The following is a 23,721-nucleotide window of genomic DNA, read 5'->3' on the forward strand; positions in this document are numbered from 1 at the left end:
ATCGAGACAGACACCCAATAACAATACGTTCGAAACTGTTCAAGCAAGTCGAACTACCTCTTAAAATTTCAGAGGGTTTTAGAAATCACTTTGTAACCTTGGCCTTCTAGGTCGAGTATTGATTGCATCCCAGAATACGCTTAACACTTCCGTCGCGTCGAAAACCGTACACGGACAACAAATCAACAGGCCGATAGATGCACGAGAACTCTCCAGTCACCGAGGACGAACAAGTACGTGCGCGCGTGGCATGGCTCTATTTCATTGGCGGCCAGACCCAGCATGAGATTGCACAACGTCTCAACATAACGCGTCTGAAAGTCAACAAAATCATAGGTCAGATTCGTGAATCTGGACAGGTGCATGTGAATGTCACCCTGCCGCTTGTAGATTGTATTGAACTTGCAGAGAAAGTTGCGACGCGCTACGGCTTGGTGCAGGCCGTCGTTGTACCCGATCTAGATGATTATCTGGAACAGAAACGTGTGATAGGTGAGTCTGCTGGAAAGATGGCCAGCGAACTTATTGCAGGGCGCGATATGGGCGTGGGCATCGCCTCCGGCCGTACGTTAAGTTTCGCGGTACGCAGTCTGCAAACCCGCCCCAAACCTCAAAGCTGGGTAGTCAGCCTGACCGGCGGCGTGACCAGCGGCTCATCAACCAATACGTTTGAAGTAGCGACCGAATTTGCTCGTACATTAGGTGTGGAATGTCACTATCTGACCGCGCCGATTTACTGCGCCAACCGCGAGAGCCGCGATGCAATTCTTTTGAGCGACGAGCTGACAGACGTTCTGGCCCGCACCGAAATTGCAGATATCGGCCTTGTCTCTTGCGGCGCACTAACTTCGGAAACCTCACTCACCCACATCCGCGTGGTGAAGGACAACCTCGATGCCGTGCTGAAGCTTGGGGCGGTCGGTGAATTTCTTGGGTATTTTCTTGATGCTCAGGGGCGTCCGATTGACCATTTCCTCAATGATTCGATCATTGCCCTGCCACCGGACAAGCTCAAACTCAAGCCCGCATCAGTTCTGGTCTCGGGTGGGCAGAACAAAATTCCGATTATTCGCGCCATTCTGCGCGGCGGTTATGTCAATCGCCTCGTCACTAATGAAGGCGTCGCCCGCGCATTATTGCAGGGGCCGCGCTAAACACGGCCCCTGTGCTCTTTGATTAAGCCTTCACTTGAAGTGCTTCTGCCATGGCACGCAGGGTTACGAATGTAGACGCCGCACCCGGATCGATATGGCCGATGGAACGCTCGCCAAGCTTAGCTGAACGGCCACGACGCGATTCCATTGCAGCCGTCGCCTTCATGCCCGCTTCCGCACCATCGCGTGCAGCGATCAGCACGTCGAGCGTGGATTTGCCGTCTTTCGCAGCCTCATTCGCAGCCTCGACCGCCGGAACCCATGCGTCAATCATCGTCTTGTCGCCCGGCTCAGCCCGACCGCGATCCCGGATGCCCTGTGATGCGGCAGCTAGCCACTGGGCAATGCCGGTTCCATCAAGGTTCAGACGATTGCTCACGGCCGTGCCTGCGCGCAGGAATGCCGTTGCATAAAGCGGGCCCGACGAAGCGCCGACCGCATCCAGAAACGCCTTGGCCATCCGCTTGCAGATGGCTTCAATGGTTTCATCGCCCTGCTCGTTTTCAAGCGCATGTTGCACGGCCATCCAACCGATTTCCATAGTGATGCCGTGATCGCCATCGCCAATCACGCCATCGAGTTCCGAAAGCCAGTTCTTCTCGGCAATGATCTGATTGCCGACATTCATCATCATCGCCTTGAAAAGTCCTGGTGTCACATCACCCTCGGTGATGAGCTTGCGCGGCGTATCCGTGGCAGCTTCTTTGTGTTCAGCGCTGCGCTGCGCCTTGCGATGTGTCCCCGCTTCACGATCCGCTGCCTGCACAGCACCAACCGTTAAGGCTGGCGTATGGCATGGATGATCGAGAAGCGTCTGCAACGTCGCATCGAGCTTCATCAGCGTCACCGACGCACCAGCCATTTCAAGCGACGTTGCATATTCGCCAACCCATGAGGCGTGGATCTGAACGTCCCTGCCATCCAGAATCTGCTTCACGCGGCGAAAGATCAGGTAAAGCTCGATATGAGTGGTCGCGCCTAGTCCGTTGACCAGAACGGCAACGCGATCACCAGCCTTGAGCGCCAGTTCTTCAACGACCGAGGCCATCAGTTCGTCAGTCACTTCATCAGCAGGCGCCAGCTTCTGGCGGCGGATGCCCGGCTCGCCATGCAGGCCCATGCCGATTTCCATCTCATCATCGCCGATAGAGAAGTTCGGCTTGCCAGTCTGGGGCAGTGAGCAAGGGCTTAGGGCCACGCCCATCGAACGGGTCGCTTCATTGGCAGCCTGGGCCAGCGCTTCGACGCGCGGCAGGGATTCACCCAGATCAGCGGCAGCACCAGCAACCTTGAACACAAAGAAATCGCCGGCAATACCGCGACGCTCCGACTTGCGATCAATCGGAGCCGAGGCCACGTCGTCTGCAACCGCGACATGACGCACATCCATGCCTTCCTGCGCGAGTTCTTCCGCAGCCATCGTGAAGTTAAGAACGTCGCCGGTGTAATTGCCGTAGAGCATCAGCACGCCAGCGCCACCATCCGCAGCTCTTGCCGCTTCTGCAATATGGGCAGGCGATGGTGAGGCAAACACGTTACCAACGGCTGCTGCATCCGCAAGGCCGCGCCCGACATAGCCTGCAAAAGCTGGCTCGTGACCTGAGCCTCCGCCCACAACAATGCCGACCTTGCCTTCGCGCGGGCCATCGACCGCCACAACCGCACGACCCGTTTCGCCTTCGACACGCAGCATGTCGGGATGCGCGCCGACCATGCCTTCGATCATTTCTGCAATGATATGTTCCGGCGCGTTGATCAGCTTCTTCGTTTTAACTTGTTCATTCATGCTTCTGGCTTTCTAAATCGTGTCAGGTCGTCAGATCAGTGGGCATCCCGGCGCAGATAACGACGCGATATGGCATCGAACGAAATAGCCAACACGACGATTGCGCCCGAAACAATGCCCTGCCAATAGGGGGAGACACCGAACAGAACGATAATGTTTTCAATAACAGCGATGATGCCGGCACCGAGGATCGCACCAATCGGGCTGCCTATACCACCCGTTGTGGCAACGCCACCGATAACGGATGCAGCAATCGGAGCCAGAACCCAGCTGTCGCCAATGGACGGCTGTGCCGTACCAAGACGCGCAACCATCAGCACGCCTGCAAGGCCTGCAATGGCACCGGCCACACCGAACACCATGAGACGTATACGATCCACCCGAATACCCAGCATGCGGGCGCCGTCGCGGTTATTGCCGATAGCATACATGTAACGACCGAATGGTGTTTTTAGCATCACGAAGGTCGCGACCAGCAGTGCTACAAACATGATGATGAATGGCACTGGCACGCCGAACAAATCACCACGGCCGAGATATTGCACATCACGCGGAATGCCGGTGATGGCAACACCGCGGGTCAGCACCAGATTGGCACCGCCAAAAATGCCCGCCGTACCGATGGTCAGAACCAGCGAATGCAGGCGCAAGAAGGTGACGAGAAAACCGTTGAACAGACCAAGGCAAAGGCCAAGCAGTATTGCAAGCAGCATTGCCGAATAAGGTTCAAAACCCATCCGAACCGTCAGAATGCCCGAGACAACGCCGCAAAGACCACCGATCACGCCGAGCGACAGATCGAGCTCGCCCAGCACCATCAGCATCGACTGCGCAATGGTGATGAGGCCGACAAAGGCGAGACCGCGCGCAACAACCGACAGATTGTAAGGTGTGAGAAAGTAAGGTGAAAGGATCGCCGATAGGGCAAAAATCACCAGAAGCGCCACAAACACACCGGCCAGCGGCGTGCGGATGAGATTGGAAAGTGGATTAGTTTGCATCGGCTTTTACCTCTGTTCCAAAGATCGCGCCCACGAGTGTTTCATTGTTAGTATCGGTGGTGGAGAACTCACCGGTGATATGGCCGTTATGCATGGTGATGATACGGCTCGCGCATTTCTGCAGCTCGTTGAGTTCCGAGGAGACGAGGATGACACCGACGCCTTCTTCGGCGAGATTCTTCATGATGCGATAAATCTCGGATTTGGTCCGGATATCGATACCTTTCGTCGGCTCATCAAAGATGAGGACGCGCGGACGCGTAGCCATGGCGCGACCGATAATGGCCTTCTGCTGATTGCCACCCGAAAGTTGCGAGATGCGCTTGCTCATTCCAGATGTGCGGATACCGTAATCATCAATGATCTTCTGCACGATATTGCGTTCACGCCGGTCGGAGATGCCCAATTTGCCGCTGGTTAGAGACAACACCGAAATGCCGATATTCTCGCGCAGCGACAGAAGCGGCAGAATGCCATGATGTTTCCGCTCTTCCGAAAGATAGAGCATACCACCCGAAACCGAGCGCGAGGTATCATTCAGTGCCCAGCTCTCGCCTTCCACCCTCACCTGGCCCGATTTGGCTTTCAGAAAGCCAAAGATCGTCTGCATCACTTCGGAGCGTCCAGCGCCCACCAGTCCGGCAAAGCCGAGAATCTCGCCTTTGCGCAGATCAAAACTGATGTTTTCAAAACGCGAACCGGACAGTCCGCGCACTTCCATGATGGTTTCAGTGGTAGGCTTTGACGGACGGAAATGCTCATCAAAGGAAAGATCGCGGCCAGACATGGCGCGGATAAGATCGGCTTCGGTGACGTCCTTGATACGACCGCTTTCGATTTTCACACCATTGCGCAGAACGGTATAATCATCGCCAATCTGGAAGACTTCTTCCATCTTGTGGCTGATGAAGACAATCGCGTGATCGCGATCGAGAAGGCCACGAATAACCTTGAAGACACGCTCGACTTCAACACGCGTCAGCGAAGATGTCGGCTCATCAAGGATCAGCACCTTCATCTGCTCATTGGTGCAGGCACGCGCAATCTGCAAAAGCTGCTGATCGGACACAGAAATATTGGCAACCAGGTCACCCGGCCGCGCTTCGATGCCGAAACGGGTCAGATAAGATTTCGCTTCTTCCATCAGTATTTTGCGGTTGACGACAAAGCCACCGTGACCGGTTCGGCTGAATGGCATGAACAGATTTTCAGCGACGCTCATCTGCGGGAACAGCGTCAACTCCTGCGGAACATAGGCGACGTTTTTATAGAGCGCGGGATCAGCAACCGGATCGCGACCATCGATCAGCACCTGACCGCGCGAAGCGCTGTCGGTTCCGGTCAGAATTTTAACCAGTGTAGATTTGCCGGCGCCGTTTTCGCCAGCAAGAATATGCGTGCGACCCAGCTCGATTTTCAGGTCAACGCCATCAAGCGCGGTTACGCCCGGAAAGTCTCGGCCTAATCCGCTTGTTTCAAGATAAGCCATGATGGACACCTTGGAAAACTATCGGTGTGTGTCCGGCAAGCAGCCGGTCAAGCCGATAGGACAGGAAAAAAATAGAGCACGGGAGAACCCGTGCCCTTGCAACAAGATCAAAACGGATCAGTTGCCTACGTTTTCCTTGGTGAGGAATGCATTGCCGGTGTCGATATAGCCAGGAACCGGAGCGCCGGTTGCCTGTGCCCAAAGCATCATCACCGACCAGTAACCCTGAAGTTCAGGCTGCGATGCGGACGAGCTATCGGCCACGCCATTGCGGATCATGTCGAGCATTTCCGGCAGGTTGTCGAGGCCGACCAACGTGACCTTGCCCTGCTTGCCAGCTTCAACGATAGCCTGACCGATACCGATCGGGCCAGCCGCATCCGAAGCAACCCAGCCCTTCAGGTTTGGATTGGCCTGCATGATGGAGGCTGCCTGCTGCTGCGCGATTTCGATACTGTCATTGTCGATGCCTTCCGCAACAACCTTGATGCCTGGATGTTCCTTGAACACTTCGCGATGGCAATCAGCGCGGATCGAATGGTTTGGCGCGGTTGGCACGCCCATCATGATTGCGACTTCACCTTCACCACCCAGCACTTCGACCAGACGACGGGCGGCAATCTTGGCCTGTTCGCAGAAATCCGAACCGATGTGAGTGATAGTCATGCCTTCAGGCGGCACGGAGTCAAACAGGACCAGCGGAATCTTCTGTCCCTGTGCTTCTTCGAGCGACGCACGGTTGCCCGACGGATCGAGCAGATCGAGTGCGAGACCATCCGGACGGGTGGCAAGCGCACTGTCGATAATCTGGTTCTGCTGAACAACATCTGCACTCTGCGGTGCCGAGTAGACGATTTCAACATTAGCGCCAGTCTGCGCCTTGAGCGCAGCAGCGGCCTGCTGTGCGCCTTCATTCACCTTGTCAAACCAAGGATGAACAACCTTTGGCACGATGACGAAACGGTAGCTGTCTTTTTTAGCTGTGCCCGGCGCGTCCTGCGCCATAGCGGTAACCGGCAACGAAAAGGCAGCAACAGCCGCCAGCATAGCAAGCTTATTCATTAATTCCTCCCTTGGAAATCAGACGAAACTTCCTCTCGTCTGACCGTTTGAAAGATCACCCGGGAAGGCTCCTCTGCCTCCAGCCCATAGCGAACCCTCGTCCTGAATACATATGTATATTGAAAATTACAAGAGTAACCAGGGGTCGACGACCTCGCACTGAGAATTTTTCAGACCGCAAGCCTGGAGAATGCCACTTGTCACACTCTGCGGCATACTTATGCACCGAACCTCGGCTGCTCCGGTGGGACAAAGGGGCCTATTGGGCCATAAGGGATTCACCGTCCTGATGCCGCTCTTCTTTCGAAGTCAACGGAAATATATAAAAAAAATCAACGAATTAATTGTTTCTAACTACTGACTTATGATCTATTCGGCAGTTCGTAGCGTTTCATCTGACCGCAGAGGACAAAGACGGATCGTTATGTCCGTCTTGTATCGAGCAAGCTGGCGGATTAGATCCGTGAGAGGCAATCCCAACTCTACCTGCGTCAATGCCGCGATGATCTCTTCAGCCGAACACGGCTTTTTCTTCATAGCAAATTCTCCTTCTCAAATCGGGAAAATCCGCCGGAAAATTGACATCAAATCGGGGCCATTTTAACCGGGCACCTCAGGGTTGCCGATGCCGGGTCTATGCCTGCAAATGCGAAACGAATTTCGTATTCTGATAGGCATCCAGCGCGTCGGCGCCGCCTTCGGTTCCATAGCCGGAATCGTTGATGCCACCGAAAGGTACTTCCGGCAGTGCCAACCCGTAATGATTGATAGTGATCATTCCGCTGCGAACCGAAGAAGAGATTTTCGAAGCATTGGCAGATGATCCAGTAAATGCATAAGCCGCAAGACCGTAATTGAGCCTGTTGGCTTCCACCAAAGCTTCGTCAAGTGACTGAAAGCTATTGAGAAGTGCCACCGGACCGAACGGCTCTTCGTTCATGATTGCCGCATCACGCGGCACGTCCGCCAGGATCGTCGGCTCAAAGAAGTTGCCACGATTGCCAATGCGTTCGCCGCCCGTAACCACTGTAACCTTATGTTCCTTTGCATCACTGATCAATCGCTCCATGGCGTTGACCCGGCTCGCATTGACCAGCGGTCCCATTGTCGTTTCGGCATCCAGACCGTCTCCTACTTTCAACGAACGTGCGTAAGTTGAAAGGCCTTCGATCACCTGATCGTAGACTGGTTCTTCAATCAGAAACCGAGTGGGAGCGATGCAAATCTGTCCAGCATTCCTGAACTTGGCCGCAGCTGCCACCTTGATTGCCTGCTCCACGTCGGCGTCAGCCATGATGACAACCGGCGCATGTCCACCAAGCTCCATCGTGGCCCGCTTCATGTGCAAACCACTCAACGCTGCAAGTTGTTTTCCCACCTGCGTCGACCCGGTGAACGACACTTTCTTAATCACCGGATGAGGGATGAGGTAAGACGATATTTCTGCCGGATCGCCATAAACGAGATTGATAACACCGTCAGGCAAACCAGCCTCAGCAAAGGCGCGCACCAGTTCGGCTGGTGCTGCCGGCGTATCTTCAGCAGCTTTCAAAATGATGGAGCAGCCAGCCGCCAGAGCCGCAGATATTTTGCGAACCGACTGGTTGATTGGAAAGTTCCAAGGCGTAAACGCAGCTACTGGACCAACCGGCTCCTTGACTTCCGATTGCATCACATTTGCAAAACGTGGTGGAACGATACGGCCATAGCTGCGCCGGGCTTCTTCTGCAAACCAGTCGATCAGGTCACTGGCCGCTACAGCCTCGGAACGAGCTTCTGCCAGAGGCTTACCCTGCTCAATCGTCAGCAAGCGCGCAACGCCCTCGCCACGGGCCCTAAAAATATCTGCAGCCTTGCGCAGCATCTTATAACGATCAAAGGCCGATACCTTGCGCCAAATCTCAAAGCCGCGCTCGGCTGCAGCCAAAGCGTCATCAAGATCTGCTGTCGTGGCTTTAGCAATATGTCCGATAACATCGTTGGTCGCCGGGTTCAGAACGTCAACCGTTTCACCAGAACTACCATCGCGCCATGTTCCATCAATGAACAGCTTGATATTGGAATATTCCACTTGAGTGTTCGTCATCACTCTCTCCTCAAACTGTTGCCTGATATTGATGAATGACACCGGCATCGATCAGCTCTGCCAGTCTGGCTTTATCGAATTGAAGAACGTCCTCCAGAATGGAGGTACTATCTTCACCCAACATTGGCGGCGCCTTATAAGAAGCATGTTTCTGTGCCTCCAATCCTTGTGCAGGGCGCACAAGAGAGACCGGCCCCAGATGTGGGCTTTCCAATGTTTGCACCACATTCCGTGCCACAACATTGGGACTTTCAAAAGCTTCTGGAACAGTTTTCACCTGCCCCGCAGGAACGCCCATCTTCAGACATTCGGCCATCCAATATTCGCGCGTTTGGGTGCGGAAACGCTCAGCCATCGGCGGTATCAGTTCGGAACGATTAAGCGCTCGCCCGCTTGCCGTCTTGAAACGATCGTCCGCTGCAAGTTCTGGCAGGCCAATGATCTTTTCGCAGAGGATTGCAAACTGACGGTCGTTACCGACAGCGAGGGCAAAGGCACCATCGGAACACTCGAAAATCTGATAGGGCACCACGGTCGGATGGGCATTACCAAAGCGTTTGGGGGTATGTCCGCCGTTCAAATGCGCGCTACCGACATTAATCAGCGTATTGAGCGCACATTCAAACAGAGAAATATCAACAAACTGTCCGAGGCCAGTGGTTATCCGCTGATAAAGCGCTGCCAGAATTGATTGCGTAGCTACCATACCCGCCACGATATCGGTCATAGCCACGCCGATACGCATCGGCTCGCCATCAGTTTGTCCAGTGATCGACATCAGGCCACTTTCGGCCTGAACCACGAAGTCATAGCCGGGCCGACGTGCTTCTGGACCGGTTTGGCCATAGCCGGATATCGAGCAATAGATGAGCCCAGGATTGAGCGCTTTGAGAGTCGGATAATCGATTTTCAGACGTTCGACAGTTCCCGCACGAAAGTTCTCGACCACAACATCCGCCTGCTTGGCCAGTTCATAAATTATATCGAGGCCTTCTGGCGACTTCAGATCGAGCGCCAGGCTTTTCTTGCCGCGGTTGGCACAGAGAAAATAGGTACTTGCTCCTTTATAATTGGGAACCGACCAAGCGCGCGTGTCATCACCGCCTTGAATATTCTCGATTTTCCAAACCTCTGCACCGAGGTCAGCAAGGCTCATCGTGGTCCAGGGACCGGCAAGAACGCGCGAAAGATCAAGAACCTTTATTCCAGCCAGCGGAAGGGCGGAGTTGTTATCGCCCATAACAGGAACCTCAAGTTCGTTCATTATTTTCAAGGTCACGTCCTTCTCAAACATCCGCGATAAGCGGTATCTGATAGTCAAAATTAGTCACGGGAATTACTGAGGTGATCGCCATTCCTGCGGGAAGTGACACGCGACCGCGTGTCCGCCTCCCTGAAGCTGCAATTCCGGCCTGGCTTCCGCGCAGATCGCTTCCGCCCTGAAGCAGCGGGTTCTGAACGGGCAACCGGATGGGGGATTGATCGGGCTCGGCACATCGCCCTTGAGCAGAATTTGCTGCCGCTTTCGCTCAATGACCGGATCGGCCAGCGGAACAGCCGACATCAAAGCCTGCGTGTAAGGGTGCAGCGGTCGGTTATAGAGTTCTCCAGCCGGAGCCTTCTCAACGATCCGCCCAAGATACATCACTGCAACCGTGTGCGAGATATGCCGCACGACTGACAGATCATGCGCAATGAAGATGTAGGACGTGCCGAACTCCGCCTGAATTTCCTGCAAGAGATTCAGCACCCCAGCCTGCACCGAAACGTCGAGCGCCGAGACAGGCTCATCGAGCACCATAACCTGCGGGTTAAGCGCCAAGGCGCGTGCGATCACGACACGTTGCCGCTGGCCGCCTGACAGCTCATGCGGATAACGCTTGCCATGCTCCGGGTTGAGACGGACCAGTCGCAGCATTTCCTGGACACGCTCTTTACGCTGCTGTTGTGACAGATCACTGATACGAAGCGGCTCGGCGATGCTTTCTTCGATGCGCATACGCGGATGAAGTGAAGCAAACGGATCCTGAAACACGAATTGCAGATGCTTGCGTGCAGCCCGCATTTCTTTCGGCGAGAACTGCGCCACATTCTGTCCCTGAAACAGAACCTCCCCGCTCGTCGGCTCGATCAGCCTGAGCAGGCAACGTCCGAGTGTGGATTTTCCGCAGCCGGATTCACCGACCAGACCAAGCGTCTCACCCTTGGCCAGATCGAACGAAATATCATCGACCGCCTTGACCTCAGCCACATCGCGCTGAAAGATCGTGCCGCCTTTGATCGGAAATGATTTGCGAAGATTGCGGACCGAGAGAGCTGCATCCGACACGGAGGATGGAGCTGTTTGCGATGGAAAACTCTGGTTCATAGCGCGGCCTCGTTGCTGACCGGCATGTCGGCCTTTCGTTGATATGCAGGCAGACTGTCGGCAAAGTGGCACGCCGATATGTGGCGTCCGAATTGCTGATATGTGGGAGCCGTTGTCTTGCAGATTTCCTGTGCATGTGGGCATCGCGGATGAAACGCACATCCTTTGGGGAAAGCACCCAGAACGGGCGGCGCACCATCAATGGAATAGAGTTTGCCGCCGCTATCATTTAGTGTCGGGATCGAAGCGATCAGCCCGCGCGTATATGGATGACGAGGATTGTCGAAAAGTTCAAAGACATCCGCTTCCTCGACCACTTCACCGGCATAGACAACGGCAACACGGTCAGCATGGCCCGCAAGGACACCAAGATCGTGCGTGATGAGGATAAGTCCCAGACCAAGTTTATTCTGCAAGTCTCGCAATACTGCCATGATCTGCGCCTGAACCGTGACATCAAGTGCCGTGGTAGGTTCGTCCGCAATCAGTAGGTCCGGATCATTAGCGACAGCCATGGCGATCATCACACGCTGCCGCATCCCACCTGAAAACTCATGCGGGTATTGTTTTACACGCTGATCAGGTTGCGGAATGGAGACTAGCTCCAGCAACTCAATCGCCCGCGCCATAGCGGCTTTCCGGTTGAGCTTTTTCTGATGAAGCTGCAAGGCCTCGATCAGCTGATCGCCGATCTTCATCACCGGATTGAGAGAGGACAGCGGGTCCTGAAAGATCATCGCAATTTTCGAGCCGCGAAGGCTCCGCATTTCGCGCCGAGACTTGCCAACCAGTTCTTCGCCTTGAAATTTGACCGAGCCAGAAACCTTGGCATTTGGTGGCGTCAGGCCGATTGAAGCCAGCATACCGATAGACTTACCGGAGCCGGACTCGCCAACGATCCCCAAAACTTCGCGCCGCCTGAGTTCCAGATTGATGCCTCTTACCGCATCAAGCACCACACCATCGCGGCCAAAGCCGACACGCAGGTTTTCAATTCGAAAGAGACTGGTGTTCTCATTTGGATTTGTCATTTTGTTCTCCAATCACTTCGAACGCGGGTCGAAATAGTCGCGAAGACCATCGCCGATGAAATTGAAACCAAGAACGATGGTCAGGATGGCAAGGCCCGGCCCCATCGCGATCCACCAGTTGTAGAAATAGACAGCACCCTCGGCGATCATCGAGCCCCATTCCGGCGTGGGCGGCGTTGCGCCAAGGCCGATAAAGCTCAGCGATGCGGCAAGCAGAATGACCTGCCCCAGGTCCATCGTCGCGCTGATCAAAATCGGGGTCCAGCAGAGCGGCAGAATATGCTTGAACAGAACACGGGAACTGCTGGCGCCAGATGCTATCGCGGCCTCCACGTGCTCACGCTCGCGCACTTCCAGCACCTGCGCCCGCATGAGACGCGCATAGACAGGCCACCAAACAATGACCATGGCAATCGCAGCGTTTTCAAGCCCGGGTCCGAGCGATGCGGCAACCGCCATTGCGAGGAGCATCGGAGGAAATGACAGTGTGATATCGACGAGCCGCATAATGGCTGAGCCGATCAATCCACCTTTATAGCCTGAGATAGCACCAGCCAAAGCACCAATGATAACCGCACTTACCACCACCAAAAGGGCAATTGGCAGCGAATGCTTGGCTCCGTAGAGCGTGCGCGTCAACACATCGCGTCCCAGAGCATCGGTTCCAAGCCAGTGCGACCAGCTTGGTGCTTGCAGGCGGCGTCCAACCATGTCGAGCGGGTCGTAGGGCGTCATATATGGCGCAAAGAATGTCGCAATGATCCAGAAGGCGACGACAATAATTCCGATTGCCACCGGCAAGGTAAACCAGCGCGGTATTCTGAATTTAAGCTGACGTGATGAGGTGTTTGCTGCTGCAACCATTTGCTTTCCCCTTAGCCTAGACGCACGCGGGGATTTGCGAGGACATAGGTAACATCGGTGAGCAGGTTCGTAATCAGGAACATCACGCCACCGACGATGGTAACACCAATGATTGCTGGGAAATCCAGTGATCGCGCGGCCTCAACCGCATAAGATCCCATGCCAGGCCAGGCGAAAATTGTTTCGGTCAGCACCGCACCTGTGATGAGATAAGCAAACGAATAACTGATGACTGTCAGAACCGGCACAAGAATGTTGCGCAGGGCATGGCGGAACACTACACGAAGTTCGCCTGCACCTTTGGCGCGTGCGGTGAGGATGAATTCACGCCCGATTACATCAAGCATATTGGCGCGAACGAGACGCGAAATCGTACCCGCCACGGTCCAGCCAAGCACTGTTGCAGGGAGAATTAGGTGAGCGAGGGAGTTTTTGAATGCCGCGAAATTTCCTGCGAGCAGACTGTCGATTGTCATGAGACCTGTGATGGCAGCAGGCGGCGCCATGCGTGGATCAAGTCGGCCCGGTCCGGGCAGCAACTCAAATTGCACTGAAAAAACGAAGAGAACGGCAAGCCCCAGCCAGAAGACGGGCAAAGATGATCCCAGCAGCGCAAAAAGGCGCGCCACATGATCAATGGCGCTGTCGCGATAATAAGCCGCCAGAATACCAAGCAGGATACCGACAATAGACCCCAAAACCATAGCCGATAAAACCAGTTCCATCGTGGCTGGCAAACGGGCCATCAAGTCTGTGCTGACAGGACGCTTCGTGACAAATGACGTGCCCATGTCGCCAGACAGCAGGTTCTTGAGATAGATGACGTAGCGCTCTGGAAGACTGCGATCGAGTCCCCATTTTGCTTTTGCCGCCGCCACGACTTCCGGATTATTCATCTGCTGCTCCGCCACAATGGATGTAAGCGGATCACCCTTGGTGATCGTCGTGAGCGTAAAGGCCATGGTCACGATGCCAAGAATTAGAAATGGCATCGCAATTAGGCGCTTAAAAAGATAATTTGACATGCACGGTTCCCATTTTGGAAATCTGGCGCAGTTTTTGTGCGTCCTTGCACGTAGTATTGACAAGCAAATTTGACGCCGTCAATATAAATGAAATTAAATTTCATTTTCTGGAACGGCATTCCTTTAAACTGAAAACGGCACATACCCAGGAGACAACGTGAAGAAGAGAACGAAGCCCAGCTCATTGGACCTCGATAAAGACAGCGCTCAGGTTTCCAGCGCCCTCGTAAGGGGACTGGAAATTTTGCGAAGCTTCACCCCAAATGATATTTCTCTTGGAAATCAGGATCTTATTGATCGGACAGGCTTGCCGAAAGCCACCGTTTCACGCCTGACACTAACCCTGATCAATCTGGGTTATCTTAATTACGATGAAAATCTCGGGCGCTATAGCATTGGCCCCGCGACAATTTCGCTGGGCTACTCGGGCCTCAGTGCAAATGCTGTTGTTTATATGGCGATGCCGCTCATGCGGAAACTTGCGGAAAAAACCGGTGTCGCCGTTGCCATGGGACTGCGTGAGCAACGCGAAATGGTCTATGTCGCCAATGCGCGCTCTGAAAACCCTGTTTCCCTGCGCCTCAATGTCGGCTCAAGGTTGCCAATCTGGCGGACTGCAATGGGGCTTTCCTATTATGCTGGCATGGAAGAAACGCAGCGTGAGTCTCTGCTTGAGCAAATGCTTGCAGCCGAGCCGGAACAGGCCGAGAAAATTCGTCGCCTCACAAGCAATGCACTCGAAGACTTTGAGAGAGATGGCTTCGTTGCATCGTGCGGCGACTGGTACAGCTATATAAATGCAGTTGGCGTTCCATTTCGCCCGACTGATGGCACCCAGCTTGTGGCAATCACCTGTGGCGGCATTACCGACATTGCGCCGCGTGATGTCTGTTATGGCGAAATCGGCCCCGCACTCAAACAGTTGACCATTGAGCTGCAGGAGCGGCTTGTCGGCAAGCTGGAAGCGCCTTCACACACCTTACCCTAATCATCGCCAACGCGACGTAGCAGATTGTTGCAGGAAATCTCATGGCCACCGATATTCTATATCCAAAAGTCAGTCTGGAAACCAATTCCGGCACAATCTCTCGTTGGCACGCGAAAGACGGTGATACTGTCAGCCAAGGACAGCTCCTTTTTGAAATAGACAACGATAAAACCGTTGTTGAGGTGGACGCGCCTCACAGTGGAATACTAAAAATTCTAAAGCCTTCGACATCAGATGAAATCGACGTCGGCCAGAGTGTGGCAAGCCTTTTTCTTGAAGGCGAAGCTATTTCCTCGGCCACTTCAAAACCCGCATCGGAACCCGCTGCCGTTTCGTCACCTGAAGCCACAAAGTCTTCGGAAACTCCGGCGTTGGATATCCGTTCACACACCACACAAGCCGGCAGGACTGTAGCAACACCACTTGCAAAACGTCTGGCCGGAAACGCTGGAATTGATCTTTCGCAGATCAACGGTAGCGGGCCGAGCGGGCGCATACAGAAAAAAGATGTTGTTGCTGCCATCGAAACGCAGCAGCCTGCAGCAAGCATCTCGTCCCCATCTATCAACGGTACTGAGCTGAACGCGGTATGGCTGCGCAAGGGAGAAGGAACGCCGATTGTCCTTCTGCATGGCTTTGCCTCGGATCATAATAACTGGCGTGGCTTGTTTGCCGGCACCCAATGGCAGAAACCCTTGCTGGCGATTGATCTGCCATCGCATGGTGCCTCACCGCTTGACGTTGTTGGCGACCTCGACGCAATTGCAGAACGCGTAGAAACGACAATCCAACGGCTCAACCTCTCGCAGACGATCGTTGTGGGCCATTCCTTTGGCGCGGCAGTGAGCGCCCGACTGGCTGTCCGAGGAAATATCGATATCCGTGCGCTCGGATTGTTTTCACCAGCGGGTCTGGGGCCGGAAATCAATAATGGCTTTGTCGAGAACTTCGTTAAAGCCAAATCCAAAGAAAGCGTCATACCTTGGCTGCATGAACTTGTTCATGCAAAGGACGCAATTTCAGACGCCTTCATTTCAGCCGTGGTGCAACAGCGACAGAACCAGCCGCTGAGTGACGCGATGAGCGCTTTTGCAAAACAGTTCTTTGCGGATGGAACACAAACCATATCAATCACGAACGACCTTGCATCGCTCGAAATACCGGTTCGTGTTGTCTTTGGAAAACAGGATCGCATCCTGCCTTTCAAACACAGCCGCAACCTACCGGACAATGTGGCGCTCCACGCTTTTGACGCCTGTGGACACATGCCTCATTTGGAAAAACGCGGCCTGTCGCTCCGTATCCTGCAGGAGCTTGCAAACTCGGTTCGTAACTAAAAAATCATTGCGACAAAAAAAGCCGGAGATTTCTCTCCGGCCTTTTCTGTTTCATCTGCGATAGCTTATTTGGCGACTGAAATCTCGGCCAATGGCAGGTTGCAGCAAGCCGAATAGCGCACGCCGTTCACCTTGCTATTGTATGCCAGAATGACGTCTGGGCTCAGCATCGGAATGATGACATTGGCAGCGGCCATTTTTTCACCAGCCTGGAACCAGACTTTATCAGCCTGATCGGCAGGTGCTTTAAGAGCATCGGCCATAACCTGCTGAATGTCGCCGATCACGAATGACGGGTCACGCGCTTCACCGGCGCGCTTGGCCCAGAGGCTGCCCTTTGCCAGACCGAATGCATCGACATATTGCGATGTGCCATAGAAGTCAGGTGCATAATAGACGACAGTCAGCGGCGTGCCGTCACCATTCACCTTCTCACGCCACGTTGCAAAAGAAACAGGCTGCAGCTCAACCTTGATATTCACCTTGGACAGATCCTGCTGGATCTTCTGCATCATCTGCGTGAAATCAACACCATAGACGTTGAGGTTTGGATAGGTTGCCTCAAGCTTGAAACCATCCGGATGCCCCGCCTTTGCAAGCAGTTCCTTTGCCTTGTCGGGGTTGTATTCAGGTATCTTGTGATCAGAGCCGCCTGGAAAGCCAATTGGGATAGCGGCCCCAATCAACTGGCCTTTGTCACCCAACATGAAATCGAGCAGTGTTTCACGATCAATTGCCGTGGAAATGGCTTCACGGACTTCAGGTGTCAGAGGCACTTCATTCGATTTGGCACCCGGTGAGAGCGCGATATAAATGAAGTTATAGGAATGAATGGAGTCAATCTTCACGTCGGGATTGCGGATGGTCTTGGCAGTTTCCGGATCGATCTGCATGGCAATATCTGCAGAGCCATTTTCAAGCATTTGCGCCTGAGCAACGGCATCCTTAACCTGACGGATAACGACTTCCCCTACTTTCGCAGCCTCGCCCCAGTATTTTTCATTACGCTTCAGGCGAAGTTCGGAATTGGGTTCGTAAGCGGCCAGAATAAACGGGCCACTACCTGCCGAATTGGCGAGGAACCAGGCTTCAGCGTTGTCCTTTTCTGCAGCATCTTCACCATTGACGGCCTTGGCTTCAGACGTAGCAACTTCACTATTGACGATGCCGAAATATGGCGAAGCCACAACATTGAAGAACTCCGAATTGGGCGCCTTGGTCTTTACGACCACGGTTGCCTCATCAGGAGTATCGATGGAAGCAATCGTATCTGCCAGAAATGAAGGGCTTGCCTTCACATTTTTGAGGCGTTCCCAGGACCACTTGACGTCCTTGGCTTCAACCTTTGAGCCATCCGAGAACACAGCTTTCGGATTTATCTGGAAGGTAAATTCGGTCTGATCGCCATTTGCGGTATAGCTCTCGGCGAGCACCGGCACGACCTTGTTATCTTTGTCGAGCGACAAAAGACCTTCATAAACTGCCGAGTCATAAATCTGGCAGGTGTCGCAGAAGGTGCGATGCGGATCGAGCGAGTTGATGTCCATGTTGCGCGCGATCACAAGAGAATCTGCATTTTGCGCATAGGCTGCGGGAACCGCAGTCAGCAACGTCGCAGCCATCATCAGGCTTTTGAAATTCGTCATCAAAAGGCGATGCAGCCCAGTTTTCCCATTTTTCATTTCGTTCCTCGTTTTTCTCTTCTTATGTTCATACTCATCAGGCATTGCGCGCGATTTTTTCCAGCGCCGCCCGAACCTTTTCCGACGACCCGAGAGCCGCCTTATTCAAGACCAGTGAAACCACAGGCGACGACAAACTGCCGGTCACATGGAGAATTTCATGGTCAAGATCGTTGAAGAAACGCCCCTGAATTTCAGCAGCCCAATGGCGTCCGAGCGAAAGCCCGCTCGCGACCTGCTCGGCAATCACCACACGATTGGTCTTGGCTATAGACTGGCCGATAAGCTCCCAATCAATGCCCGTCATATCGAGGCTGCGCATGTCGATAATCTCAGCATCTATGCCAGATTCTTCCGCGGCTTTAACCGAGGCCTGTACCATCACAGATGTTGCAAGCACCGTACATGCCGAGCCTGATCTCACGATGCGGGCCGTCCCGAGAGGGATACAATAATCACGGTCTTCCTTGGGTACGAGGCTTTCACGCTGATAAAACTCAACATGTTCGATAATGGCCACAGGGTCATTTGACTTGAGCGCGCTGTTCATCAACCCGACATAGTCAAAGGCATTGGTAGGGGATACGACACGCCATCCCGGAAACATGGCAAACAATGCCGATGGATCACCCGAATGCTGAGAGCCGTAGCCAGTGTGCGGCGACACGCGAACGCGCATCACGATCGGCACGGGAAAACCATCGCCGAACATATGACGGACTTTGGAAATACCATTGGCGATCTGATCAGCCGCGACAAAGCAGAAGTCACCGAACATGATTTCCACAACCGGGCGCAGTCCCCGCAAGGCCGCTCCCAGCGCAACGCCCGTAAAACCATTTTCCGCAATCGGCATGGCGAGCACTCTTCCCGGGAACAGCTCAAGTGCGTTCTTGGTGAACCCGCTGACGCCACCGGCAAAACGGTGAACATCCTCACCCATGACGATGATTGTCGGGTCTTTCTCCATTGCCCGACCAAGAACATCGGACGCAGCCGCCGCGAAACGCACCTTCACAAGCTCCTCGGTGGAATAGTCCTCAATCTCGCTAAAGCGAGCATCAGAGAACTCCTGCCCGTCGCCCAGTATGCCCTCATCGACACTTTCAGCTGAAGGCCATAGAGCATCAGGTATCCGCAGCAGATTGCTACCGGGTGCTGTTTCAGTCAGGCGAGATCCTGCAGCTTGCACTGCAGCGCTGACTTTCACGTCGATCTCGGCAAGCTCTGCATCGCTGACAATGCCAAGCTCCTTCAAGCGCCGCTCTGCCTGCGCGATTGGATCACGGCGCTTCCACTCTTCCTCTTCTTCGCCTGTACGATAGCCGAAATCGCTCCCGGCCTTGCTACCACTTTGATGAAGGTAGCGATAGCATTGCGCTTCAATAACGACCGGACCGCCCTCTTCTTCAATGATCTGACAGGCGTCACGCATTGCCTGATGAACAGCGACAACATCCATTCCATCGCACTCGATGCCAGGGAAGCCCAGCATTGGACCGCGCGACGCAATGCGTGTTTCGCGCGTGGCGTCCTGAATGTGTGTCGATACCGCGTAGAGATTGTTTTCGACGTAGAAAATCACCGGCAAACGATAGAGTGCAGCAATGTTCATCGCTTCATAGGTAGCTCCCTGTAAGGAAGCGCCATCGCCAAAGAATGCGACCGATATGCCTTTTCTGCCAAGCAGTTTATCGGCAAGCGCATAGCCGGCGGCATGAGGAATATTGCCACCAACGATAGCACTTGTGCCTGCAATGCCGGACGCGGCATCGCGCATATGCATGGAGCCGCCACGACCACCGCAATAGCCGGGGTTGAGCCCCATAATCTCTGCCATCAAACGATAGACGGCATCATTCATATCGTCGGTACAATCGGATTGAAGAATATCGAAATCCGATGGCGTCTGTGCATTAATCAGCTTCGTGAGCACCTGGTGATGTGCACGATGTGTGCCATTGATCTGGTCATTGGAACCGAGCATCGACATGGCGCCCACCGCCGCAGCTTCCTGCCCGATACTGGCATGAGCCGGACCATGAACCAGCCCTGCTTTTTCAAAGTCGAGTATTTTTTCCTCAAAGCGCCGGATGAGCTTCATCTGGCTATACCATTTCAACAGATCACCGGCATTTGCAGCGCGCCAGTCATCTTCCGTCACATTGAGCCGATACCAGGGCGCAGAAGGTTTCAGTTCAATTTTCTCGGCCATGATACATGGTTCCCTAATTGCATTCTGCCAATGGCAGTTTCAGTTCTGCCCTGCGGCGCAGCCACAGGCTGGCGCGGTATCGCGGATCGCCGGTTCTCCCAAACATGCGATCCAGAATATGGACGACGATGTCGGCTCCGATCCGGTCGCCCCATTCAAGCGGGCCATATGGATAGCCGAGCCCCAAACGCACGGCAGCATCGAGGTCATCGACTGATGCTATGTTTTGATGAACGATATCGGCTGCGATATTCACAATCATTGCCAAAACACGCTGGCAAACAGTTCCGCATGTATCGTCAACCAGCGATGCTTTGCCCCCGTCGGACTGCGCCAAAACGAGAGCCTGTTGCCGCGTAAGGTCAGTTGCTCCCGGTGAAGCAATCAGCGTTCGGTGTCTGTGGATGCCAAATAGCGGATCAAAGCCAATTGTGTTGGCAGAGTTCAGACCTTCTCGCACTGTTGCCGAGGTTAGATCATCGCCAATCAAACCGATCAGAACCAGCGCGCTCGCACTTACATCATTGATGACTGGAACGCCTGCCTGCTTCGCGAGCTTATGCAGCGCCTTGTCAGGTGTATCGCCGATAATCGTTACCGATTTGGGCAGGCTCCGCGCGCCATCGCTTGCTACAGCTGTGGTGGCAACGTCTGAATAATCATAAAAGCCGCGGCCGCTTTTGCGTCCAAGCAGACCTGCATCAAGGCGCTGCCGTGTGATAACCGACGGACGATAACGGGGTTCGTGATAATACTGCCCGTAGATCGCTTCCATGACGGGATGCGACACATCAAGTCCCGTCAGATCAAGAAGCTCGAAAGGCCCCATGCGGAACCCGGCAGCATCCCGCAGAATTGCATCAATCGTGGTGAAATCAGCGATATTTTCCCGGATCATCGCAAGCGCTTCCGTGCCATAAGCACGACCAGCGTGGTTGACGATAAAACCCGGTGTATCGGAAGCCATCACGGGTCGATGACCGATCCGTACCGCAAGCTCCTTCAGAACATCAATAACCCTGGCATCCGTCAGCGAAGCTTTGATTACTTCCACAACGCGCATTAACGGAACGGGATTAAAAAAGTGAAACCCGGCTATGCGCTGCGGATGTTGAGCTTTACCGGCAATTGCAGTTACCGACAAAGACGATGTGTTCGTTGCGATGATCGCTTCAGGCGGAAGACATTTTTCAAGCGCGGCAATCAGCTCCCGCTTCACGCCAATGTCTTCAACAACAGCTTCTATGACAAGGTTGGCCTCAGCCATATCGCCAAGGGCATCAACAGGTGTGATCCGATCAAGAACACCTGCAGCCGTATCCGAGTCCAGTTTCCCGCGCGAAACCCGGCTATCCAGACGCTTTGCAAGCTCCTGTTTTGAAGCTTCGGCGTTTCCGGGAAATTGGTCGAATACATGAACAGTCAGGCCAGCCGCAGCCATGGTTTCGGCTATGCCTATCCCCATAATCCCGGCACCAACGATACCAACTCTATTGATAAGACGATGTTGCTCCGACATCGCAGCCATACTAGCGCCCCTTGAATTGAGGCTTGCGTTTGGACAGGAAGGCGTCAATGCCTTCCCGCTTATCTTCCGTGTCGAAGAGAAGCTGGAACGCTTTACGCTCCAATCTCAGAGCCGTTTCAAGAGGTGCATCCTCGCCGTGAGTGACGGCCTCTTTGATTTGTTCCGCTGCGAGCGGTGGCATCAGGGCAATTTTTCCAGCAAGCTTTAGCGCTTCTTCCAATGCCTGCCCTTCGTCCGTCAATCGGCTGACGAGACCGTATCTTTCCGCATCCACCGCCGAGAGCATTTCTCCCGTCAGAGTAAGCAGCATGGTTTTATATTTGCCTATCGCGCGTAAGAGCCGTTGTGTACCTCCTGCGCCAGGCATCAATCCGAGCTTGATTTCCGGCTGACCGAAATTTGCTGTTTTTGATGCAACGATAATATCGGCGTGCATTGCAAGCTCACAACCACCGCCCAACGCATAGCCTTCCACGGCAGCGATAACAGGCTTGGGGCAACGAGCGAGGCTCTCCCAGTAACGATGAAGCCGCTGGGCGAGAATTTCTCCAGCACCAGTCTGTGCAAACACTTTAACATCTGAACCAGCGGCGAAATTTCCACCTTTGCCCGCAATGACGATAACCCGCATTTCCGCATCAATCGCAAGCCGATCAACTGCTTCTGACAGTTTCTGGCGGATATCCATATTCAATGCATTGAGTGCTTCTGGACGATTGATTTCCAGTAAGGCCACATCTGCCGCCGGACGGCTTTCGATCACCACATCGGTAAGCTCGGTCATCCTCTCCCCAACTTCCCCTGAACCCATTCCAATCATAGCAAAGCCACAAATGGAATTTAATTTCATTTTATATTGTCTCGAACTTTAATCTATGAAACATTCCCTTAGCAATAGGATATTTCTGCAAAACGCGACGTGTTTCATCTTTGTTGAAATCACCCGCGAAGGGGCACTTCATGATCCGCGACCCGGAGACCTTTCAATCACTGTTAGATACGATCAGACGCTTTGTCAGAGAGCGGTTGATGCCCGTCGAAAGACAGGTGGAAGAAACAAACAGCATCCCCACCGATGTCATAGACGACATGCGTGCCATGGGCCTGTTCGGCCTCTCAATTCCTGAACAATATGATGGACTTGGGCTGACAATGGAGGAAGAAGTCCTCGTCGGTTTTGAACTCGGCTACACCTCTCCGGCATTTCGTTCTGTCATCGGCACAAACAACGGTATCGGGTCGCAGGGGATTATCGCTGACGGCACCGACGCCCAGAAAACCTATTGGTTGCCGAGACTTGCCAGCGGAGAAATCATTGGCTCCTTCGCCCTGACAGAACCCGATGTCGGGTCCGATGCAGGTGCTGTCAAAACTACGGCAGTAAAAGACGGCGATGCTTACATTCTCAATGGCGTAAAACGCTTCATAACCAATGCGCCAATTGCTGGCGTATTCACGCTCATGGCACGAACAGGCGAAGCCGGACCTTCCGGCGTCACAGCATTTCTGGTTGATCGCAATTCACCCGGCCTCACCGTTGGTAAGGCGGATCATAAGATGGGACAACGCGGCACGCAGACCTGTGATGTCTATCTTGAGAATGTTCGTGTCCCTGCGGAAAACATCATTGGTGGTCTGGAAGGCCGTGGCTTCAAGACAGCAATGAAAGTTCTCAACCGTGGTCGGCTGCATATATCCTCCGTCTGCACAGGCATGGCAGAGCGATTGATTGATGAAGCCGTCGGTTTTGCCAAAACCCGTGTTCAATTCGGCAAGCTCATTGCAGAACACCAGATGATACAGGCAATGCTGGCGGATATGAGCACCGAAGCCTATGCCGCACGATGCATGGTGCTCGATTCAGCGCGTGCTTTCGATGATCGGGACCCCGCCATCATTCGCAAGGCGGCAAGTTGCAAACTCTATTGTTCCGAGATGGTGGGACGCGTCGCCGATCACGCCGTGCAGATACATGGTGGCTCCGGCTATATGCAGGACTATGCTGTCGAGCATTTCTATCGGGATGTGCGCCTGTTCCGTCTTTATGAAGGCACGTCACAAATTCAGCGGATCATCATCGCACGCGAAATGACGAGGGCTTAACC

Annotated in this window: 18 protein-coding genes; 4 read left to right on the forward strand and 14 right to left on the reverse strand. The window is 53.9% G+C overall.

Annotation, left to right across the window (positions count from 1 at the left end; genetic code table 11):
• Positions 1–197: 197 nt before the first annotated feature.
• Positions 198–1,154, forward strand: a complete 957-nt coding sequence (locus tag ABWW28_RS21670; RefSeq protein ID WP_353392064.1) for a sugar-binding transcriptional regulator — start codon at positions 198–200, stop codon at positions 1,152–1,154.
• A 22-nt stretch (positions 1,155–1,176) separates the two neighbouring features.
• On the opposite strand, the gene dhaL is transcribed toward ABWW28_RS21670, so the two are convergent.
• The 10 genes from dhaL to ABWW28_RS21720 all read right to left on the reverse strand — a co-directional run bounded on the left by dhaL (position 1,177) and on the right by ABWW28_RS21720 (position 13,866).
• Positions 1,177–2,940 (reverse strand): dihydroxyacetone kinase subunit DhaL, encoded by a 1,764-nt coding sequence (gene dhaL / locus ABWW28_RS21675; protein ID WP_353392065.1) that lies wholly within the window; start codon positions 2,938–2,940, stop codon positions 1,177–1,179.
• Positions 2,941–2,975: 35 nt separating this feature from the next.
• On the reverse strand, positions 2,976–3,941 hold the full coding sequence (locus tag ABWW28_RS21680; protein WP_353392067.1) for an ABC transporter permease: 966 nt from the start codon (positions 3,939–3,941) through the stop codon (positions 2,976–2,978).
• Positions 3,931–5,430: a sugar ABC transporter ATP-binding protein gene (locus tag ABWW28_RS21685; protein WP_353392068.1), complete on the reverse strand. Its 1,500-nt coding sequence runs from the start codon at positions 5,428–5,430 to the stop codon at positions 3,931–3,933. The genes ABWW28_RS21680 and ABWW28_RS21685 overlap by 11 nt, the downstream gene beginning before the upstream one ends.
• Before the next feature lie 117 nt (positions 5,431–5,547).
• A complete protein-coding gene (locus ABWW28_RS21690) occupies positions 5,548–6,492 on the reverse strand; it encodes a substrate-binding domain-containing protein (protein ID WP_113477135.1) in 945 nt (314 codons plus the stop codon).
• A 634-nt stretch (positions 6,493–7,126) separates the two neighbouring features.
• Positions 7,127–8,578: an NAD-dependent succinate-semialdehyde dehydrogenase gene (locus tag ABWW28_RS21695; protein ID WP_353392071.1), complete on the reverse strand. Its 1,452-nt coding sequence runs from the start codon at positions 8,576–8,578 to the stop codon at positions 7,127–7,129.
• A 10-nt stretch (positions 8,579–8,588) separates the two neighbouring features.
• Entirely contained in the window at positions 8,589–9,842 is a 1,254-nt protein-coding gene (locus ABWW28_RS21700; RefSeq protein ID WP_353392126.1) for a CaiB/BaiF CoA transferase family protein, read from the reverse strand.
• Positions 9,843–9,914: 72 nt separating this feature from the next.
• Positions 9,915–10,946, reverse strand: a complete 1,032-nt coding sequence (locus tag ABWW28_RS21705) for an ABC transporter ATP-binding protein (protein ID WP_113477130.1) — start codon at positions 10,944–10,946, stop codon at positions 9,915–9,917.
• Positions 10,943–11,977, reverse strand: a complete 1,035-nt coding sequence (locus ABWW28_RS21710; protein WP_353392073.1) for an ABC transporter ATP-binding protein — start codon at positions 11,975–11,977, stop codon at positions 10,943–10,945. The genes ABWW28_RS21705 and ABWW28_RS21710 overlap by 4 nt, the downstream gene beginning before the upstream one ends.
• A gap of 12 nt (positions 11,978–11,989) precedes the next feature.
• A complete protein-coding gene (locus tag ABWW28_RS21715) occupies positions 11,990–12,841 on the reverse strand; it encodes an ABC transporter permease (RefSeq protein WP_064321469.1) in 852 nt (283 codons plus the stop codon).
• An 11-nt stretch (positions 12,842–12,852) separates the two neighbouring features.
• Positions 12,853–13,866: an ABC transporter permease gene (locus ABWW28_RS21720; protein WP_353392076.1), complete on the reverse strand. Its 1,014-nt coding sequence runs from the start codon at positions 13,864–13,866 to the stop codon at positions 12,853–12,855.
• 157 nt (positions 13,867–14,023) lie between these two features.
• Between ABWW28_RS21720 and ABWW28_RS21725 the strand changes: the two genes are divergently transcribed.
• Both ABWW28_RS21725 and ABWW28_RS21730 read left to right on the forward strand, forming a co-directional pair.
• On the forward strand, positions 14,024–14,854 hold the full coding sequence (locus ABWW28_RS21725) for an IclR family transcriptional regulator (RefSeq protein WP_353392079.1): 831 nt from the start codon (positions 14,024–14,026) through the stop codon (positions 14,852–14,854).
• Between the two features lie 41 nt (positions 14,855–14,895).
• On the forward strand, positions 14,896–16,191 hold the full coding sequence (locus ABWW28_RS21730; RefSeq protein ID WP_353392081.1) for an acetoin dehydrogenase dihydrolipoyllysine-residue acetyltransferase subunit: 1,296 nt from the start codon (positions 14,896–14,898) through the stop codon (positions 16,189–16,191).
• A gap of 65 nt (positions 16,192–16,256) precedes the next feature.
• On the opposite strand, the gene ABWW28_RS21735 is transcribed toward ABWW28_RS21730, so the two are convergent.
• From ABWW28_RS21735 to ABWW28_RS21750, 4 genes are all read right to left on the reverse strand, one after another.
• Entirely contained in the window at positions 16,257–17,816 is a 1,560-nt protein-coding gene (locus tag ABWW28_RS21735; RefSeq protein ID WP_353392128.1) for an ABC transporter substrate-binding protein, read from the reverse strand.
• A 94-nt stretch (positions 17,817–17,910) separates the two neighbouring features.
• Positions 17,911–20,088 carry a dehydrogenase E1 component subunit alpha/beta gene (locus ABWW28_RS21740; protein WP_353392083.1) on the reverse strand — a complete coding sequence of 726 codons (2,178 nt, stop codon included), beginning with the start codon at positions 20,086–20,088 and terminating at the stop codon, positions 17,911–17,913.
• Positions 20,089–20,101: 13 nt separating this feature from the next.
• Positions 20,102–21,616: a 3-hydroxyacyl-CoA dehydrogenase gene (locus tag ABWW28_RS21745; RefSeq protein ID WP_353392085.1), complete on the reverse strand. Its 1,515-nt coding sequence runs from the start codon at positions 21,614–21,616 to the stop codon at positions 20,102–20,104.
• Position 21,617: 1 nt separating this feature from the next.
• On the reverse strand, positions 21,618–22,466 hold the full coding sequence (locus ABWW28_RS21750) for an enoyl-CoA hydratase-related protein (RefSeq protein WP_113477118.1): 849 nt from the start codon (positions 22,464–22,466) through the stop codon (positions 21,618–21,620).
• Between the two features lie 110 nt (positions 22,467–22,576).
• Here ABWW28_RS21750 and ABWW28_RS21755 point away from each other — a divergent pair, with 110 nt between their 5' ends.
• Positions 22,577–23,719, forward strand: coding sequence for an acyl-CoA dehydrogenase family protein (locus ABWW28_RS21755; RefSeq protein ID WP_113477116.1), 1,143 nt, complete (start codon positions 22,577–22,579; stop codon positions 23,717–23,719).
• The last annotated feature ends 2 nt before the right edge of the window (positions 23,720–23,721 follow it).

Source organism: Brucella sp. NBRC 14130 (assembly GCF_040371715.1).
GTDB lineage: Bacteria > Pseudomonadota > Alphaproteobacteria > Rhizobiales > Rhizobiaceae > Brucella > Brucella intermedia.

Excerpts from the sequence above, each read along its gene's own strand:
- ABWW28_RS21670 (WP_353392064.1), top strand. The coding sequence starts at position 198 with ATGCACGAGAACTCTCCAGTCACCGAGGACGAACAAGTACGTGCGCGC.
- dhaL (WP_353392065.1), bottom strand. The coding sequence starts at position 2,940 with ATGAATGAACAAGTTAAAACGAAGAAGCTGATCAACGCGCCGGAACAT.
- ABWW28_RS21680 (WP_353392067.1), bottom strand. The coding sequence starts at position 3,941 with ATGCAAACTAATCCACTTTCCAATCTCATCCGCACGCCGCTGGCCGGT.
- ABWW28_RS21685 (WP_353392068.1), bottom strand. The coding sequence starts at position 5,430 with ATGGCTTATCTTGAAACAAGCGGATTAGGCCGAGACTTTCCGGGCGTA.
- ABWW28_RS21690 (WP_113477135.1), bottom strand. The coding sequence starts at position 6,492 with ATGAATAAGCTTGCTATGCTGGCGGCTGTTGCTGCCTTTTCGTTGCCG.
- ABWW28_RS21695 (WP_353392071.1), bottom strand. The coding sequence starts at position 8,578 with ATGACGAACACTCAAGTGGAATATTCCAATATCAAGCTGTTCATTGAT.
- ABWW28_RS21700 (WP_353392126.1), bottom strand. The coding sequence starts at position 9,842 with ATGAACGAACTTGAGGTTCCTGTTATGGGCGATAACAACTCCGCCCTT.
- ABWW28_RS21705 (WP_113477130.1), bottom strand. The coding sequence starts at position 10,946 with ATGAACCAGAGTTTTCCATCGCAAACAGCTCCATCCTCCGTGTCGGAT.
- ABWW28_RS21710 (WP_353392073.1), bottom strand. The coding sequence starts at position 11,977 with ATGACAAATCCAAATGAGAACACCAGTCTCTTTCGAATTGAAAACCTG.
- ABWW28_RS21715 (WP_064321469.1), bottom strand. The coding sequence starts at position 12,841 with ATGGTTGCAGCAGCAAACACCTCATCACGTCAGCTTAAATTCAGAATA.
- ABWW28_RS21720 (WP_353392076.1), bottom strand. The coding sequence starts at position 13,866 with ATGTCAAATTATCTTTTTAAGCGCCTAATTGCGATGCCATTTCTAATT.
- ABWW28_RS21730 (WP_353392081.1), top strand. The coding sequence starts at position 14,896 with ATGGCCACCGATATTCTATATCCAAAAGTCAGTCTGGAAACCAATTCC.
- ABWW28_RS21735 (WP_353392128.1), bottom strand. The coding sequence starts at position 17,816 with ATGATGGCTGCGACGTTGCTGACTGCGGTTCCCGCAGCCTATGCGCAA.
- ABWW28_RS21740 (WP_353392083.1), bottom strand. The coding sequence starts at position 20,088 with ATGGCCGAGAAAATTGAACTGAAACCTTCTGCGCCCTGGTATCGGCTC.
- ABWW28_RS21745 (WP_353392085.1), bottom strand. The coding sequence starts at position 21,616 with ATGGCTGCGATGTCGGAGCAACATCGTCTTATCAATAGAGTTGGTATC.
- ABWW28_RS21750 (WP_113477118.1), bottom strand. The coding sequence starts at position 22,466 with ATGAAATTAAATTCCATTTGTGGCTTTGCTATGATTGGAATGGGTTCA.
- ABWW28_RS21755 (WP_113477116.1), top strand. The coding sequence starts at position 22,577 with ATGATCCGCGACCCGGAGACCTTTCAATCACTGTTAGATACGATCAGA.